The 17,385-nt window shown below is 72.5% G+C and carries 11 protein-coding genes; all 11 read left to right on the top strand.

Annotation, left to right across the window (positions count from 1 at the left end; translation table 11 throughout):
- Positions 1 to 85 precede the first annotated feature (85 nt).
- The 11 genes from U8525_RS17040 to U8525_RS16990 all read left to right on the top strand — a co-directional run bounded on the left by U8525_RS17040 (position 86) and on the right by U8525_RS16990 (position 17,373).
- Complete coding sequence (locus U8525_RS17040) at positions 86 to 2,464, top strand: DNA topoisomerase (ATP-hydrolyzing) subunit A (RefSeq protein WP_374266904.1); 2,379 nt, start codon at positions 86 to 88, stop codon at positions 2,462 to 2,464.
- A 10-nt stretch (positions 2,465 to 2,474) separates the two neighbouring features.
- The gene (locus tag U8525_RS17035) at positions 2,475 to 4,406 is read left to right on the top strand and encodes a type IIA DNA topoisomerase subunit B (RefSeq protein ID WP_374266902.1); all 1,932 of its coding nucleotides are present in this window, start codon (positions 2,475 to 2,477) and stop codon (positions 4,404 to 4,406) included.
- Positions 4,407 to 4,500: 94 nt separating this feature from the next.
- A complete protein-coding gene (locus U8525_RS17030; protein ID WP_374266900.1) occupies positions 4,501 to 5,964 on the top strand; it encodes a PEGA domain-containing protein in 1,464 nt (487 codons plus the stop codon).
- 28 nt (positions 5,965 to 5,992) lie between these two features.
- Positions 5,993 to 7,201, top strand: coding sequence for a PEGA domain-containing protein (locus tag U8525_RS17025; RefSeq protein ID WP_374266898.1), 1,209 nt, complete (start codon positions 5,993 to 5,995; stop codon positions 7,199 to 7,201).
- 48 nt (positions 7,202 to 7,249) lie between these two features.
- Positions 7,250 to 9,736: a signal peptide peptidase SppA gene (sppA, locus tag U8525_RS17020; protein WP_374266896.1), complete on the top strand. Its 2,487-nt coding sequence runs from the start codon at positions 7,250 to 7,252 to the stop codon at positions 9,734 to 9,736.
- Between the two features lie 264 nt (positions 9,737 to 10,000).
- Positions 10,001 to 11,578, top strand: coding sequence for a transcription termination factor Rho (gene rho, locus U8525_RS17015; protein ID WP_374266894.1), 1,578 nt, complete (start codon positions 10,001 to 10,003; stop codon positions 11,576 to 11,578).
- Positions 11,579 to 11,637: 59 nt separating this feature from the next.
- Complete coding sequence (locus tag U8525_RS17010; RefSeq protein WP_374266892.1) at positions 11,638 to 11,904, top strand: hypothetical protein; 267 nt, start codon at positions 11,638 to 11,640, stop codon at positions 11,902 to 11,904.
- A gap of 4 nt (positions 11,905 to 11,908) precedes the next feature.
- Entirely contained in the window at positions 11,909 to 13,801 is a 1,893-nt protein-coding gene (locus U8525_RS17005) for a DUF4129 domain-containing protein (protein WP_374266890.1), read from the top strand.
- On the top strand, positions 13,794 to 15,071 hold the full coding sequence (locus tag U8525_RS17000; RefSeq protein WP_374266888.1) for a DUF4350 domain-containing protein: 1,278 nt from the start codon (positions 13,794 to 13,796) through the stop codon (positions 15,069 to 15,071). Before U8525_RS17005 ends, U8525_RS17000 begins: the two co-directional genes overlap by 8 nt.
- Positions 15,068 to 16,069: an AAA family ATPase gene (locus tag U8525_RS16995; protein WP_374266886.1), complete on the top strand. Its 1,002-nt coding sequence runs from the start codon at positions 15,068 to 15,070 to the stop codon at positions 16,067 to 16,069. Before U8525_RS17000 ends, U8525_RS16995 begins: the two co-directional genes overlap by 4 nt.
- On the top strand, positions 16,066 to 17,373 hold the full coding sequence (locus U8525_RS16990; RefSeq protein WP_374266884.1) for a DUF58 domain-containing protein: 1,308 nt from the start codon (positions 16,066 to 16,068) through the stop codon (positions 17,371 to 17,373). The genes U8525_RS16995 and U8525_RS16990 overlap by 4 nt, the downstream gene beginning before the upstream one ends.
- The last annotated feature ends 12 nt before the right edge of the window (positions 17,374 to 17,385 follow it).

Below are 17,385 nucleotides of genomic sequence, written 5' to 3'. Positions count from 1 at the left end.
GTAGTCGCAGCGCGCACGACGCGGCCCGCGCGCCGCGTCACGCTCGGTCGGTGGCCTGAGTGAAACCCATCTGGATTCCATGACCATGCTCGCAGAAGCCGAAACGAAGTCGCGCAAGAAGCAGGGAGGCCCGGCAGGGGGCGGAGGAAAGGGAGGCGGCGGCGGAGCCGGCGCCGGTGGCGGGGACGGCCTGCCCGCGGGCCTGGCCGAGGAAGCGCGCCGCCGGTACCTCAACTACGCCCTGTCGGTCATCACCTCGCGCGCCCTGCCCGACGTGCGCGACGGCCTCAAGCCGGTGCAGCGCCGCATCCTCTACGGCATGTGGAACGACCTGAACCTGTCGTTCGACACGAAGTACCAGAAGTGCGCCCAGGTCGTCGGCGCCATCATGGGCCGCTACCACCCGCACGGCGACACGGCCATCTACGACGCGCTGGTGCGCATGGCGCAGGACTTCTCCCTGCGCTACCCGCTGGTGGACGGCCACGGCAACTTCGGCTCGCTGGACGGCGACTCCGCCGCCGCCTACCGCTACACCGAGTGCCGCCTGGAGAAGCTGGCCACGGAGCTCCTGGGGGAGCTGGACAGCAAGACGGTCCGCTTCCGCCCCAACTACGACGGCACCCGCGACGAGCCCGTCGTCATCCCCGCGCGCGTGCCGCAGCTCTTGATGAACGGCACCACCGGCATCGCGGTGGGCATGGCAACCAACATCCCGCCCCACCACCTGGGCGAGCTGGTGGACGCGCTGCTGGCGCTCATCGCGGACCCGGAGCTGCAGACCAAGGACCTGCTCAAGTCCATCAAGGGGCCGGACTTCCCCACCGGCGGGCAGATCCTCAACGACAAGAAGGAGCTGCGCGAGATCTACGAGACGGGCCAGGGCTCCGTCCGGATCCGCGGCGAGTACAAGCTGGAGGAGCTCAAGCGCGGCGGTCAGATGATCGTCGTCACCTCCATCCCGTACACGGTGAACAAGTCCACGCTCGTCGCGAAGATTGGCGAGCTGGTGCGCGAGCGCAAGCTGCCCCTCATCACCGACGTGCGCGACGAGTCCACCACGGACGTGCGCATCGTGCTGGAGCTCAAGAAGGACGCCAACCCCGAGCTGGTGATGGCGTACCTCTACAAGCACACGCCCTTGCAGACGAACTTCGGCGTGAACCTGACGTGCCTCGTCCCGTCGGAGAACCCGGACGTCGGCACGCCCAAGCGCCTGGACCTGAAGTCCATCCTCCGCTACTTCCTCGACTTCCGCCTGGAGATCGTGACGAAGCGGTTCGAGCACGAGCTGGCGGAGCTCAAGCGGCGCGTCCACATCCTCGAGGGCTTCGAGAAGGCCTACGACGCGCTGGATGAGATCATCCGGATCATCCGCCAGTCGGAGGGCAAGCAGGACGCCGCCCAGAAGCTGATGGCGCGCTTCAAGCTGGACGAGCTCCAGGTGGACGCCATCCTGGAGATGCGCCTCTACAAGCTGGCCCGCCTGGAGATCCTCATCGTCCAGAAGGAGCTCAAGGAGAAGCGCGCGGAGATCAAGCGCATCGAGGCCATCCTCAAGGACCCGAAGAAGCGCTGGGCCGTCATCCACGACGAGCTGACCGGCCTCAAGGCGGCGTACACCGACAAGCGCCGCACGCGCATCGGCGGCGCGGGCGCGGAGGAGATGGAGTTCTCCGCGGACGCGTTCATCGCGGACGAGGACGCCCACGTGGTCATCACCCGCGACGGGTGGATCAAGCGCGTGCGCGAGGTGAAGGACCCGTCCACCACCCGCCTGCGCGAGGGCGACGCGGTGATGGCGGTGCTCGCCGGCAGCCTGAAGGCGAACCTGGTGCTGTTCAGCAACTTCGGCACCGCCTACGTCACCCGCTTCAACGACGTGCCGGCCTCCACCGGCTACGGCGACCCGGTGCAGAAGCTGTTCAAGTTCGACGACGGCGAGCGCGTGGTGGGCGCCCTGTCCCTGGACGCGCGCCTGCCCCAGCCGGAGAAGCTGGTGGCGGTGACGCGCCAGGGCCTGGGCCTGCGCTTCCTGCTGGCGCCGCACACGGAGGTCTCCACGCGCGCCGGCCGCCGCTACGCGAAGACGGTCGAGGGCGATGAGCTCATCGGCACGCAGCCGGTAGGTGAGAAGGACCTGCTCGCCGTCCTCACGGAGAAGACGAACGCCCTCGTCTGCAAGGTGGCGGAGGTGAACGAGCTGGCCGGCCCCGGCAAGGGCGTCCAGGTCATCAAGGTGGACGCGGGCGACAAGGTGGTGGACTTCCTCGCGGCGCCGGCCAGTCAGAAGGACGCCGTGCTGGAGTTCGAGACCCAGAAGGGCCGCAAGCTGCACCTGTCACCGGCGAAGTTCTCCGTGACGGGCCGCGGCGGCAAGGGCCATGAGATGTCCAAGCGCGACACGGTGAAGGAGGTGGCCAGGCCCGTCACCTTCGTGCCGCTGCCGGAGAAGAAGGAGTAGCGGGAAGGCCATGGCGACCAAGAAGGAAACCTACACAGGCGCGGACATCCAGGTCCTGGAGGGCCTGGAGCCGGTGCGCAAGCGCCCGGCCATGTACATCGGTGGCACCGACAGCACGGGCTACCACCACCTCCTCTGGGAGATCCTCGACAACTCGGTGGACGAGGTCATCAACAGCTACGCGACCACCGTCGAGGTGACCCTGCACAAGGGCGCGAAGTCCATCACCGTCGTGGACAACGGGCGCGGCATCCCCGTGGACATGATGCCCAAGTACAAGAAGCCCGCCGTGGAGGTCATCCTCACGACGCTGCACTCGGGCGGCAAGTTCGAGCAGGGCAACTACATCCACTCGGGCGGTCTGCACGGCGTGGGCAGCTCCGTGGTGAACGCGCTCTCCAGCAAGCTGCTCATCGAGATCAAGAAGGACGGCAAGCGCCACGTGCAGTCGTACGCGCGCGGCAAGGCGACGAGCCCCCTCAAGGTGGAGGGCCCCGGGCGCGGCACCGGCACGTCCATCACCTTCGAGCCGGACCCGGAGATCTTCGGCGAGAAGCAGAAGTTCGACGCGGCCCTGGTGCGCGAGCGCCTGGAGGCGAAGAGCTACCTGCACAAGGGGATGACCGTCATCTGGAGGGACGAGACGGCCACGCCCGCCGTGTCGGAGACGTTCAAGCACGACGGCGGCATCGCCGAGTACCTCACCAAGGTCGTGTCGGAGCGCCAGAAGCCCGTCGTCCCCGCGGGCAGCACGCCGTTCTACTACTCGCGCGACAACGAGGTCCGCCTGGAGGTGGCGCTGGCGTGGACGGAGGCCACGGACGAGCACATCCGCTCGTACGTCAACGGCATCCCCACGAACCTGGGCGGCACGCACGAGGCGGGCTTGAGGGCCGCCATCGTCAAGGCGATGCGCAACTACATCGAGACGCACGGCCTGACGCCCAAGGGCGTGACGCTCACCGCGGAGGACATCCGCGAGGGCATCACCGCCATCCTCTCCGTGTACGTGGTGGAGCCCCAGTTCCAGGGGCAGACGAAGGGCCGCCTCAACAACCCGGAGACGACGGCGCAGGTGGACGGCGCCGTCCGCCCGGCGCTGGAGAAGTGGTTCAACGACAACAAGTCCATCGCGGAAGCGCTGCTGGCGCGCATCATCCTGGCCGCCCGCGCGCGCGAGGCGTCCCGCGCGGCCTCCGCCGCCATCAGCCGCAAGTCCGCGGTGAGCCACCGGCTGAACCTCCCCGGGAAGCTGGCGGACTGCTCGTCCACGGACCCCGCGTCCAGCGAGCTGTTCATCGTGGAGGGTGACTCCGCAGGCGGCTCCGCGAAGCAGGGCCGCGACCGGCGCACCCAGGCCATCCTCCCCCTGCGCGGCAAGGTGCTCAACGCGGAGCAGGCGTCCACCGACAAGGTGGCCACCAACAAGGAGCTCCAGGACATCGTCAGCGCGCTGGGCTGCGGCATCGGGTCCGACTTCGACATCACGAAGCTGCGGTACGGCCGCGTCTTCCTGCTGATGGACGCGGACAGCGACGGCCACCACATCGCCACGCTGCTGCTCACGTTCTTCTACCGCCACCTGCGGCCGCTCATCGAAGCGGGCGCGGTGCACATCGCCCAGCCGCCGCTGTACCGGGTGGACATCGGCAAGGAGACGTACTGGGCCCTGGACGAGCTGGACCGCGACCGCATCATCCGCGAGAAGGCCCGGGGCAACGCCAAGCCCAACATCATGCGCTTCAAGGGGCTGGGCGAGATGACGGCCGACGAGCTGAAGCAGACGACGCTCGATGCGAAGAACCGCATCAGCCTGCGGGTGACCATCGACAACGCGCTGGAGACCGACCGCATCATCAATGACCTGATGGGCAAGGACGTCTCGGCGCGTTACAGGTTCATCACCGAGCAGGCCGGCGAGGTCCAGGAGCTGGACGTCTGAGAAATAGGAAGTCCCCGCACACCCGGGACGGGCCCGCCCGTCCCGGGGAGGCATTGGTCTTCCGCCCCTCGGGTCGGCTAGCATTCGCCGAATCGTGAACACCACCCGGATTGCCCTGACTGTCGCGCTCGCCTGCGTGCTGAGCGCCCCCGCCGCCGACGCCGCCAAACGGAAGTCCGCCGCGAAGAAGAAGCGCCCCGCCGCCACCCAGAAGGCGCCCGCCTCCTCCGAGCCCGAGGACACCTTCACGCCGCCGGATGAAGGGCCCTCCCCGTCGGACGTGCCCGTGGCGCCCAAGGCGGCCACGCAGGCCCCCCTCGCCCCGGCCGCCCCCGCTGCCCCGAAGATGGCCGACGCGCCGGCCCCGGGGGTGCGCGCGGCCCCGTCCAACGCCGTGGCCATCTTCGGCGTGGCGCGCCAGTCGGCCGCGGCGGACTCCGCGGCGAAGCTGGAGGACACGCTCACCCGGAAGCTGGGCAGCGCCGGCGACGTCCAGTTCGTGGACCTGGCCACCGCCTTCCCGCCGCCGGAGCCCCAGGGCAACCCCCGCGGCGACGCCCTCTTCGACGAGGGGCGCGCGGCGTACGACAACCTGGACCCGGACTCCGCGGCGGTGAAGTTCAAGGCGGCCGCGGACGCCTACGTGCAGCGCCCCGGCGACCTGCGCCCGGAGAAGCTGGGCGAGACGTACCTCTTCCAGGGCGCGTCCCTGCTGCTCAACGGCGACGTGGCGGGCGCGAAGGCGGCCTTCACGAACGCGCTGGTGGCGGAGCCGTCGCTGCGCCCGGACGCGGGCCTCTTCGGCCAGGACGTGCAGCGGGTGTTCGCGGAGGCGCAGGGCGAGCTGGCCGCGCAGCCGCAGGGCACGCTGGTGGTGAACTCGCAGCCGCAGGGCGCGCGCGTGCTGGTGCGCGGCCGCGACGTGGGCGTGACGCCCCTGGCGGGCGCGAAGCTGGCCCCGGGCTCCTACCCCGTGCAGCTCCTGCTGCCCGGCTACGCCCCGTTCGCGACGTACGCGGAGGTGAAGCCGTCCGCCCCCACCGAGCTGAAGACGAAGCTGGCCTCCGCGCCGGGCCTGGCCGCGCTGCGTGACGCGGCGGCGAAGGCGGGCACGGAGGCGGCCTTCGAGGCGGACGGCGCGCCGCCGGAGGTGGGCGCCATCGGCGAGCGGCTCAACGCGCGCTACGTGGTGCTGGCGGCCGCGTTCCAGGACAAGAAGGGCCGGCTGCACGGCGAGGTGCAGGCGTGGGACCTGCGCACGAAGAACCGCCTGCGCGGCGTGGAGGTGGACTTCGGCAGGCGGGACGGGAAGAACAGCCCGGACGGCGCCGCGGATCAGCTCCACACCTTCCTCGCGGGCTCCGCCCTGCCCCACGGCCGCCAGGAGGAGTCGAAGGAGCCGCTCGTGGCCAGCGACTCCGTGCTGCGCAAGCCCTGGTTCTGGGCCGCGGCGGCGGGCGTGGCGGCCGTGACGGCGGGCGTGGTGTACGTGGCCACCTCGGACCGCGGCCCCGGCTTCAACCCGGTGAACGGTCTGCCCGGTGGAATTTCCTTCTAGCTCCGGCGTCAAGCGCACAGGACTCCTCATGAAAGCCCTTCCGCTCGCGCTCGTGCTGCTCCCCGCCCTCGCGCTGTCGGCCCCGCCCGCGGCGAGCCGCGTCTCCGCGCTGCTCATCCCCATGGACCCGTCGTCCGAGTCCTCCGGGGTGCAGATGGAGGGCTACATGAACGACGCGCTCGGCAACTTCGCCAGCTACTCCGTGCGCAAGCCGCGCGACCTCTTCGGCCTGCCGGACGACCCGGGCGCGCAGGCCTCCTTCGCCCGCGCGAAGAAGGGCTACGAGGAGAGCCTCAAGGCCTTCGAGGCGCGCGACTACGAGGACGCGGAGCGCAAGGTGCGCGCCACCCTCAAGGAGCTGGAGGGCTCCGTCGCGTCGATGACCTCCTGCTTCCCGCTGTGCGACGCGGTGGCGTTGCACGCCGCCATCCTCCAGCTGCGGGGCGACGTGGAGGAGGCGAAGCTGCTGCTCATCGACCTGATGGCGCTCAACCCCACCTTCGAGTTGAACCCCAAGCGCTTCAGCCGGGAGTTCATCACCCTGCGCGTGCAGGTGGCCACCAGCCGGGCCTCGCAGCTGCGCGGCAGCGCCACCTTCAAGTCCCGGCCCGGGGGCGCCCGCGTCTACGTGGACGGCGAGGCGGTGGGCTTCACGCCGCTGACGCTGCCCACGCTGCCGGTGGGCAAGCACCTGGTGCGCATGGAGCGGCCGGGCTTCCGCCAGTTCGGGCAGATCATGGAGGTGACGCCGGACGACACCGAGGTCGTCGCCACGCTGTCGCCGACGGCCACCTACAAGGCCTACGACGCGCAGCTGGACAAGGTGATTCCGGACGTCTCGCGCCCCAGCGACAAGCCGGCCAACGCCGTCGCGGCGCTGCTCAAGTCCCTGAGCCTGGACCGGGCGCTGGTGGGCACCGTGCGCGTCATCCCGGAGCGGGGCACGGAGCTGTCCGTGGGCTACTTCGACGTGCGCAACGGCAAGCGGCTGGGCTCGCGCAAGCTGGTGCTCCAGGGCGACGAGTACGGCCAGCTCAAGTTGGAGATGGAGCGGGTGGTTAACCAGGTCATCAACAGCGAGGGCGAGCAGGTCACCAAGAAGCGCGACCCGCTGGAGAACCGGAGCGGCGCGGAGGACTGGGGCTCCGATGACCGCGGCGGCAGCTCCCGACAGTCCGTCAAGAAGCACTCCGGGGATGATCCGCTGGACGACGTGTCGGGTACCGAGGACTGGTGACACACGGCGCTTGTCCCGGGACGGCTCGCACCTAGAGTCCCGGGCCGTATGCGCCACCTGCCGCTGCTCGCCCTCCTCCCCAGCCTCGCGCTTGCCCAGACGGGCGCCGTCGACCGCGCCCCCGCCCCGCCCCGGGGCGTCACCCTGCCGCCCACCAGCGCGGCGCTCATCGACGAGGCGCCCGCCCTGTCCCTCAACCCCGCCGGCCTGGGCTTCCAGGACGCGGGGCAGCTCTTCTACCTCCACGAGCGCAACCTCCAGTCCGACGCCGTGGGCGACGCCGTGTTCCTGGGCGCGCGCCTGTTGGGCCTGGGCGCGGGCTTCTCCCTGGAGTGGATCCGCGGGGAGAACGCGCCGGACTACCGCAAGACGTCCTTCGGCCTGTCGCTGGGGCCGCGCACGCTGCAGCTGGGCGCCGCGCTGCACGACTTCAGCAGCTCGGATGATCGCCGCATCAGCGGGTTGACCAGCTGGGACGTGGGCCTCACCGCGCGCCCCTTCCGCTTCCTGTCCCTGGCCGCGGTGGCGAAGGATCTGAACGCGCCGGAGCAGGGCGGCCTCAAGCTGCCGCGGCGCTACAACTTCGGCCTGGGCCTGCGCCCGCTGGATGAGCGCTACACGCTGGGCGTGGACTGGCTCTTCGCGGAAGGCGGCTTCCGGGAGGGGCAGGCCACGTACACGCTCCAGGCGGAGGTGGTGCGCGGCCTGCGGCTGGGCGGCGGCCTGTCCCACGGCTTCGTCAGCGGCATCCCGCTGGCGCTCCAGTTCGCGGCCACGGTGGACCTGGGCCACGCGGGCCTGACGTACGCGGCGGGCGGGGCGGGCGACGGCCTGGACCACGTGCTCCAGGTGCGCCTGTCGTCGGAGCGCTACCGCGCCCTGCACGGCGGTGGGGGCGTGGTGGCGCTGCTGGACCTGGACGACATGCTCGCGGGCGGCGTGAGCCCCGCGCTGTCCCTCCTGGGCCTCAGCGAGACGGACCCGTACCTGCGCCTGCTGAGGTTCCTGGACCTGGCCACGCGCGACGAGCGGCTGAAGGGCGTGGTGGTGAAGATGGAGGGCCTGCCCGGCGTGGGCTGGGGCACGGCGGAGGAGCTGCGCCAGTCGCTGCTCCGGCTGCGCGAGGCCGGCAAGAAGGTCGTGGTGGTGATGCTGTCCGGGGATGACCGCGGCTACCTCGTGGCGTCCGCGGCGGACAGCGTGTACGCGCTGACGGAGGCGTCGCTGCCCATCAACGGCCTGTCCGCCACGGTAACGTCGCTGGGCGGCACCATGGAGAAGCTGGGCGTCCAGTGGGACGTGGCGCGCGTGGGCGAGTACAAGACGGCGATGGAGCAGTTCACCCGCTCCGACATGAGCCCCGCGGAGCGCGAGACGCTGGACGCGTACCTGGACTCGCAGGTGACGCACTACGAGAAGGCCGTGGAGGCGGGGCGCAAGCTCTCCCGGGAGCAGCTGCACGCGGCGTGGGCCCACGGCATCCTGTCCTCGAAGCGGGCGAAGGAGGCGGGCCTGCTGGACGGCGTGGTGTCCACCACGGAGCTGGACGCGCGCGTGGCGGAGTGGTTCCCGGGCCAGCGCTTCCACCCCACGTACTCGCCGCGCGACGAGCGCGAGGACCGCTGGGGGCTGCGCCGCCGCATCGCGGTGGTGCCGGTGCTGGGCGACATCACCGGGGGGCGCAGCCGGGAGGATCCGCTCGGCTTCGCGCGGCTGGCCGGCGCGGAGACGGTGGTGCGCGCGCTGGAGGAGGCGCAGGAGGACCCGGCCGTGGTGGCCATCGTCCTGCGCGTGGACTCCGGCGGCGGCGACGTGCTGGCGTCGGACCTGATGTACCGCGCGGTGCTGGAGGCGAAGAAGCACAAGCCCGTCATCGCCTCCATGGGCGACGCGGCGGCCTCCGGCGGCTACTACGCGGCGGTGGCCGCGGACGAGGTGCTGGCGGAGCCCACGACGCTGACGGGCAGCATCGGCGTCTTCTACCCGAAGCCCGCGCTGGAGGGCCTGGGCGCGAAGCTGGGGGTGAACCAGGAGACGCTCAAGCGCGGCGACATGGCGGACCTGCTGGAGTGGTGGAAGCCGTGGACGCCCGAGCAGCTCGCCGCGGTGCAGACCTGGGTGGACGACTCCTACGACACGTTCATCACCGAGGTCGCCCGCAACCGGAAGATGGACAAGGCGAAGGTGGACGCCGTGGCGCGGGGCCGGGTGTGGAGTGGCACGGACGCGCTGGCCCGGGGGCTGGTGGACGGGCTGGGCGGCCTGCCGGAGGCCGTGGCGGTGGCGCGCAAGCGCGCGAGGGTGTCCCCCGCGGAGGACCTGGAGCTGGACGTCATGGGGGACGCGCGCGGCTTCCTCTCCGGCCTGGGCGGAGAGCCCGGCGTGCGCGCGCTGGCGGGGGCGCTCCTGCCCGCGCTGCCGGAGCGCCCGCCGGAGGCGCTGTCCGTGCTCGCCCGGGAGGTGGGCCTGGGCTCGCCCGAGCTCCTGCGCCCCGGCCTGAAGGCCATGATGCCCTTCCGCGTGCGCATCCGCTGAAGGCCCTCGGGGCGCATGGCGAGGTCGTCCGGTGGACAGGCCGCGCACACGGGCGGCGAAATTGCGGGCGCCCCATCCGGGCGCTCTGTTAGGGTGGTGAGCGCCTCCCGGCCGGCGTTAGGGCCGCCGGGGGGTTTCAGGAACCGGCGGTTTCGGCCTTCTCGCAGGCCCCGCGTCCGGCTTCCTGTCCCAAAACCTGCTTCCTGACGTCCCCGGCGGCCCCTCGAGGCCGCCGCCCTCCAGGGTCGTCACGCGTGGAGCCCCATGAGCGAGAATTCCGACAACCCCGAGACCCGCAACCCGCCGCCCCCGCCCGCGGTCGCCCGCCCCCCCGCGCCTCCCGAGGCGGACGACGAGGGCGGCGACGACGAGGGCGACGAGGGCCCTGACGAGGGTGAGGCCTCCGCCGGAGGCGCCCCGCAGAACGGCGCGCCCGGCGCCCCCGCCGGCCAGGGCCGCCGCCGCCGCCGTCGCCGTCGCCGCCGTGGCGCGCAGGTGCACTTCACCCCGGACGGCCAGGCCTACCGCATGCAGCCGGGCGCGGACGGCCAGCAGGTGCAGGTCTTCCTGACGCCGCAGGAGCTGGAGCAGTACCGCCAGCGCCAGGCCCAGCAGCAACAGCAGCAGCCCCAGGGCGGCCAGCCGCAGGGCCAGGAGCACCGCCCGCAGGACGGCGGTCAGCCGCGGCACGAGCACAACCGCAACCCGCAGCGCGGCGGCGGGCAGCAGGGCCAGGCGCAGCAGAACCTGGCGCCCGTGGAGGGCGTGCTGGACACGGAGGCCAAGGGCCCCAACGCGTTCCTGCGTCAGGTGAAGCGCAACCTGCTGGCGTCGCCGGATGACCCGGAGCTGCCGAAGAACCTGGTGCAGAAGCTGCGCCTGCGGCAGGGCCAGTACCTCACCGCGTTCGCGCAGCTGCGCGGCCACAAGGGCATCATCCAGAAGGTGGACACGGTGGACGGCCGCCCGCTGGACGGCGCGCCCCGGCTGCCGCACTTCAGCGACCTGACCTCCGTGGACCCCACGGAGCGGCTGAAGCTGGAGAACGGCCACAAGGAGATGGTCACGCGGGTGCTGGACCTCATCGCCCCCATCGGCAAGGGCCAGCGCGCGCTCATCGTCGCCCCGCCCAAGACGGGCAAGACGATCATGCTCCAGCGCATCGCGCAGGCCATCATCCAGAACCACCCGGAGTGCCACGTCATGGTGGTGCTCATCGACGAGCGCCCGGAGGAAGTGACGGACATGCGCCGGAGCATCAAGGCGGAGGTCATCGCCTCCAGCTCCGACCGGCCCACGGGCGACCACCTGAAGGTGGCGGAGCTCGCGCTGGAGCGCGCCCGCCGGCTGGTGGAGTCCGGCAGGGACGTGGTCATCCTCCTGGACTCCATCACCCGCCTGGCGCGCGCCTACAACAAGGAAGTGGACAGCTCCGGCCGCACCATGACGGGCGGCGTGGACAGCCGCGCCCTGGAGCGCCCCAAGCGCATCTTCGGCGCCGCGCGCGCCACGGAGGAGGCCGGCTCGCTGACCATCATCGGCACGGCGCTCATCGACACCGGCAGCCGCATGGACGAGGTCATCTTCGAGGAGTTCAAGGGCACGGGGAACTCCGAGGTCACCCTGGACCGCCTGCTCGCGGAGAAGCGCGTCTTCCCGGCCATCAACATCGCCCAGTCCGGCACGCGCAAGGAGGAGAAGCTCTTCACCCTTCGCGAGTACGAGAAGGTGAAGAAGCTGCGGCAGATGCTCTTCTCCGTGAAGCCGGTGGAGGCCATGGAGGCGCTCGTCAAACGCCTGAGCCGCTACACCTACAACGACGAGTTCTTCGACGAGTTGTAGGCCCGGGGCAGCCCGCGCGGGGGTGGTGTGGCGAGCCCTGGATTGCGTAAGGTGAGCGCATGATTCAGGGCTCGGGCCGCTGCCACTACCACCCGGACCGCGCGGGCCTGGGCGTCTGCGTGGAGTGCCGGCGCGTCATCTGCCGCGAGTGCACCACGCAGTTCGAGGGCATCAACCGCTGCGCCAGCTGCCTCGACGCGCGCCGCCAGGCGCTGGAGGGGCCGCCGCCCCGGCGCGAGTGGACCGTGGCGCACGTGGTGCTGGCGCTGCTGGGCGTGGTGCTCGTGTGGGGCGGCGTGCTGCTGGCGGCGCACGCGGTGAGCTAGCGCGATGGCCGTCTCCGCCTTGGAACTGCGCCCCCGGGGTCCGGTGGCCTTGATGGACGCGGCGCTGCGGCTGTGCGCGCGCGACGCGGGCGTGTGGGCCCTCACGCTGCCCGGCGGCGCGGCGGTGGTGGCCGCGCTGCTGCACCTGCTGGACGCCGTGGAGCACGGGCGATCCCCCACCCTGCCCGCCCTGTACGTCACGCTCGCGTGGTTCCTGCGGGGCGTGGGCCAGGGCGCGGCGTGCCACTACGTGCAGGAGGTCCTGCTGGGCGCGAAGGCGGAGCCGTCCGTGCGCCAGTCGCTGCGCGCGGCGCTGTCGCGGCTGCCGGCCCTGTTCATCGCGGTGGCGTACCTGGCGTGCTTCAACGTGCTGACGCTGACGTTCACGCTGGGCATCTCGCTGTTCCTGCTCTCCGCGCAGGGCGTGGGCTACGCCGTGACGATGCAGGGCCGGGGCAGCCCCCTGAAGCTGTACGGCCTGGGCGCGCGCCTGCTGGGCCCCTCCCGCGGGACGGCCACCGCGGTGCGCTGGCTGATGAGCGTGCAGGTGCTGGTGTTCCTCAACCTGCACGTGGGGCTCAACTTCCTCCTGTACCTCGGGCGGCAGCTCGTGGGCATCGACCTGACGTTCGCGGAGCGGTTCGCGTCGCTGGACAACCCGCCGTGGCTCGTGTTCCTCGCCGCGACGACGTTCGCCCTCTTCGAGCCCCTGCGCGCGGCGACGGCCACGCTGCTGCTGGTGGACGGGCGCGTGCGACAGGAGGGCCTGGACCTGCTGGCCGCCGTGCAGCAGCTCCCGGAGCGGAGCAGGCAGCGCGGCCCGCTCGCGGCGAAGGGCGTGGCCGCCGCGGGGCTCCTGCTCGCGGGCCTGCTCCTCGCGGCGCCCGCGCCGGTCCAGGCAGCGCCGGAAGGGGCCACCGCGCCCGTGGACCGCCAGGCCGTGCGCGCCCGGCTGGTGAAGGTCGCGACGGCGTGCGAGCTGCCCGAGCAGGTCGAAGGCCCGGCGCTCCGCGACCTCGACGCGCTGGACGCGCGGGAGACGGTCAAGCTGGAGCGCTTCGTGCGCCACCTGGAGCGGCTGGCCTACGACGACGAGGACTGCGAGACGGCGGCGGTGACGCTGGAGGACGGGCTCGCGCAGGTGACGGCGACGGCCGAGGCCCAGGCGCGCGCGGACGCCAGGGCGGCGACGGACCGGGCGCGGTCCATCCTCGCGCGGCCGGAGTTCCAGGAGCGCCCGGAGAAGGCGCCGGACGCCCCCCAGGAGGAGGTCCCGCCCCCGGAGCCGGGCTGGTGGCGCCGCTTCATCGACAGGCTGGGCGAGTGGCTCCGGGACTTCTTCAAGCGCCACGAGCCGCGGCCCCGGTCGCGGGAGACGGCCCTGCCCGTGAGCGGCGGCGCGGCGGCCAACGCCGTCGTCGTGGTGCTGGTCGCGCTGACGCTGGCGGTGCTGGGGGTGGTGCTCGTGAGCATCCTGCGGCGCAAGCGCGAGGCCTCGGGCCCGGCGCTGGAGGTGCGCACCGTGGACGCGGCGGCGCTCGCCGGCAGCCCGGACCACGCGCTGTCCCGTCCGCCCGAGGGCTGGGCGCACCTGGCGGACGCGCTGGCCGCGAAGGGCGAGTACCGCGAGGCCGTGCGCAACCTGTACCTCGCGCTGCTGTCGCGCCTGCACCGCGACGGCGCCATCCACTACGACGAGACGCTCTCCAACTGGGACTACCTGCGCGCGTTCCGGGGCCGCCCGGAGGTGAGGGCCCCCTTCCGGGAGCTGACGCGCCGCTTCGACTTCGCGTGGTACGGCAACGTGCCCGTGGGCGCCGACGGCTACAGCGAGTTCCGCGCCCTCACCGCCCCGCTGCTCGCCGCGCCGCCCGCGCTGGAGGCCGCCGGTGCGTGACCGGTTCCCGCTGCTCGTGCTGGGAGCGCTCCTGCTCGTGGGCGTGCTCGGAGCCTTCCTGGTGCGCGGCGCCCAGCGCGGCGGCTTCGCGGATCCGCTGTCCACCTTCCGCTCGGAGCCGGACGGCGCGCGCGCGCTGTTCCTGCTCGCGCAGGAGAGCGGCCTGCCGGTGACGCGCAACATGGCGGACCTGCGCATGCGCTCCGGCCATGAGGCGCTGGTGCTGCTCGCCGTGGAGGTCCAGGACTCGCGCGAGGAGGACCCGGATCAGACGCGGCTCGCCTCGGATCCGGACGCGGGCGTGAACGACGAGGAGGCGCCGCACCAGGGCTTCAACGCCCTGCGGGCGCAGCAGCTGGACGACGACGAGGTGGAGCGGGTGCTGGCCCACGTCCGCGCCGGCGCCTCGCTCGTGTACGTGCCCTGGGGTTCGCGGGAGAACGCGCTCCTGGATGACCTGGGCGTGACGCTGGACAAGGCGGACGTGACGCTGCCCATGCGCACGCTGGTGCCGCCGCTGCCCACGCCGTACACGCTGGGCGTGGAGCGCGTGGAGGCGAAGGTCCAGGCCTACCTCCGGCTGCCGGAGGGCGCCATCCCGGTGCTGGAGGATGAGCGCCTGGGCCTCCCCGTGGCGGCGGTGGTTCACGTGGGCCTGGGCCGGGTGCTGGTGGTGGGCGCGCCCGAGCTCGCGATGAACCTGGCGCTCGCGCGCGCGGACAACGCGCAGTTCTGGCTGAGCGCGCTGGCGGCCCTGGGCCCCGGCCCCTTCGCCTTCGACGAGTTCCACCACGGCTTCACCAACGAGCGCTCGCTCGTGGACTTCGCGCGCCGCTACGGCCTGCACTTCGCGGTGGCGCAGCTGCTGCTGGGCGTCGCGCTGTGGGCGGGCGCGCTGAGGCGCTTCGGCCGGCCGCTGCCGCCCGTCGAGTCCGTGCGCGTGGGCGCCACGGACGCCCTCTTCGCCATGAGCCGCCTGTACCGGGAGGGCCACCACCACGGCTTCGCCGCGGGGCTCATCTCGCGAGGCCTCACGCAGCAGCTGGCGCCGCTCGCGGGCCTGCCGCCGCACGCCACCGCCGCCGCCGTCGCGGAGGGCCTGCGGCTGCGCGGGCGCCAGGACCTGGCGGACGGCCTGCTCGACGTGGCCCGCCAGTCCGAGGCCGTCCAGAGGGACGCCGACCTCCAGGCCCTCGCCACCTCCGCCGCGCACGTGCGCGAGCGCATCCACCCCGCCGGCACCGGCCGGCCTCGCCCCGGAACGACATGAACGCCCCGCCCTTCTCCCCTCCTCCCCTCACGGACAACGGCGACGCCGTGCGGTCCGCGAACGCCATCCGCGAGGGCGTCCTCGCCGAGGTGCGCAAGGCCGTGGTCGGGCAGGACGAACCGCTGGAGCTGATGCTCTGCGGGCTCGTGGCGGGCGGGCACATCCTGCTGGAGGGCGTGCCCGGCGTGGCCAAGACGCTGATGGCCAAGGCGCTGTCGCGCAGCGTGGGCGCGGACTTCAAGCGCATCCAGTTCACGCCGGACCTGATGCCCGCGGACATCCTGGGCACCAGCGTCTTCGACCTGAAGTCGCAGGCCTTCGTGCTCGCGCGCGGCCCCATCTTCACGGACCTGCTGCTGGCGGACGAGATCAACCGCGCCCCGGCCAAGACGCAGTCCGCGCTGCTGGAGGCCATGCAGGAGCGCGCCGTGTCGCTGGAGGGCAGGAACCTCCAGCTGTCGCCCATGTTCACGGTGTTCGCCACGCAGAACCCGGTGGAGTCGGAGGGCACGTACCCGCTCCCCGAGGCGCAGCTCGACCGCTTCCTCCTCAAGATTGACGTGGGCTACCCCGCGCCGGAGGAGGAGGACGCCATCCTCGAGTCCGTGCACCGGGGCTTCGACGCGGGCGACCTGGCGCGCGCGGGCGTGAACGCGGCGGTGACGAAGGACGGCCTGCTCCAGGCGCGCGCGGCGCTCAACCTGGTGAACGTGGAGCCCCCGGTGCTGGGCTACATCCGCAAGCTGGTGGCGGCGACGCGCGGCTCGCCCAACATCCGCCTGGGCGCGGGGCCTCGCGCGGGCGTGCACCTGCTGCTCGCGTCGAAGGCGCTGGCGGCGCTGCGGGGCCGCGACTTCGTCACCCCGGACGACGTGCGCTTCCTCGTGGGCCCGGTGCTGCGCCACCGCCTGCTCCTGTCGCCGGACGCGGAGCTCGACGGCGCCACGCCGGCGGACGTGCTGCGCGAGGTGGTCCAGGGCGTCGAGGTCCCCCGGTGATTCCCTCCGAGCGCCTGTGGGGGCTGCTCGCCCTGCTCGCGCTGCCCATGGCGCTGGCGGGCTTCTTCCCGGGCCTGGGCGGCGCGGTGCTCGCGCTGGACGCGCTGGCCGTGGCGCTGGCCGCGTTCGACTTCCTCCGGGCCCGCCGCGTGCGGCTGGAGGTGGAGCGCGCGCTGCCGGAGCGCCTCAACGTGGGCGTGGCGAACCGCGTCGAGCTGAAGCTGGTGCACCGGGGGCGCGGCACGGTGGAGGTGCGCGTGAAGGACGACGTGCCCCCGTCCTTCACCCCGGAGCCCCCGGAGGCCACGCTGCGCCTCACGCCGGACAGCCAGACGCAGTGGGTGTACCGGGCCACGCCCTCGAAGCGCGGCAGGTTCAGCTTCGGCGACGTGCACGTGCGCGTGCGCGGCCCGCTGGGGCTCGTCTCGCACGAGCGCGCCTTCCCCGCGGAGCGCTCGGTGTCGGTGTACCCGGACCTGCGCGGGGCCCGACGGCTGCTGCTCTCCGGCGCGGCGCTGGACCTGGTGAACCTGGGCCTGCGGCAGCTGCGCCGCGACGGCCAGGGCAGCGAGTTCGCGCGCCTGCGCGACTACGCCCAGGGCGACAGCGTGCGCGACGTGGACTGGAAGGCCACCGCGCGCCGGGGCAAGCCGGTGACGCGGGTGCTGGAGTCGGAGCGCTCGCAGGCGCTGCTCATCTGCGTGGACGCGGGGCGCTCCATGGCGGCGCAGGTGGACGGCCTCACCAAGCTGGACCACGCGGTGAACGCGGCGCTGTTCCTCGCGTTCGTGGCCATCCGCAACGGGGACCGCGTGGGCCTGGCCCTCTTCGCGGACGGCGTGAAGGCCTACCTGCCGCCCGCGGCGGGCCGGGGCCAGTACCGCAAGCTGGTGGACACGCTCTACTCCGCGACGCCCAGCCTCACCTACGTGGACTACCTGGCGCTCTTCAAGGAGCTGAACGTGCGCCTGAACCGGCGCAGCCTGCTGTGCGTCTTCACGGACTTCCTCGACGAGGAGCAGGCAGGAACGCTGGTGGCCCCGCTGCACCGCCTGGCGCGCCGCCACGTCCCGCTGTGCCTGTCCGTGAAGGACACCGCGCTGCAGAAGCTGCTGCGCACGCCCCCGTCCGGGCCGGAGGAGGCCTTCCAGCACGCGGTGGCGTCCGAGCTGCTCACGGACCGCGAGGTGCTCAAGGCGCGCGTGAGCAAGGGCGGCGTGCAGATGCTGGACGTTGCACCGGACGAGCTGAGCCTCGCGGCGGTGAACCGGTATCTCGACATCAAGGCGCGTGGCGTCCTCTAGGGCGGGCCACAG

Origin of the sequence: Corallococcus sp. RDP092CA (assembly GCF_041903675.1) — a bacterium.
Lineage (GTDB): Bacteria > Myxococcota > Myxococcia > Myxococcales > Myxococcaceae > Corallococcus.
The sequence above is the reverse complement of the archived record's forward strand: the minus strand, read 5'-3'. Positions and strand labels throughout refer to the sequence as shown.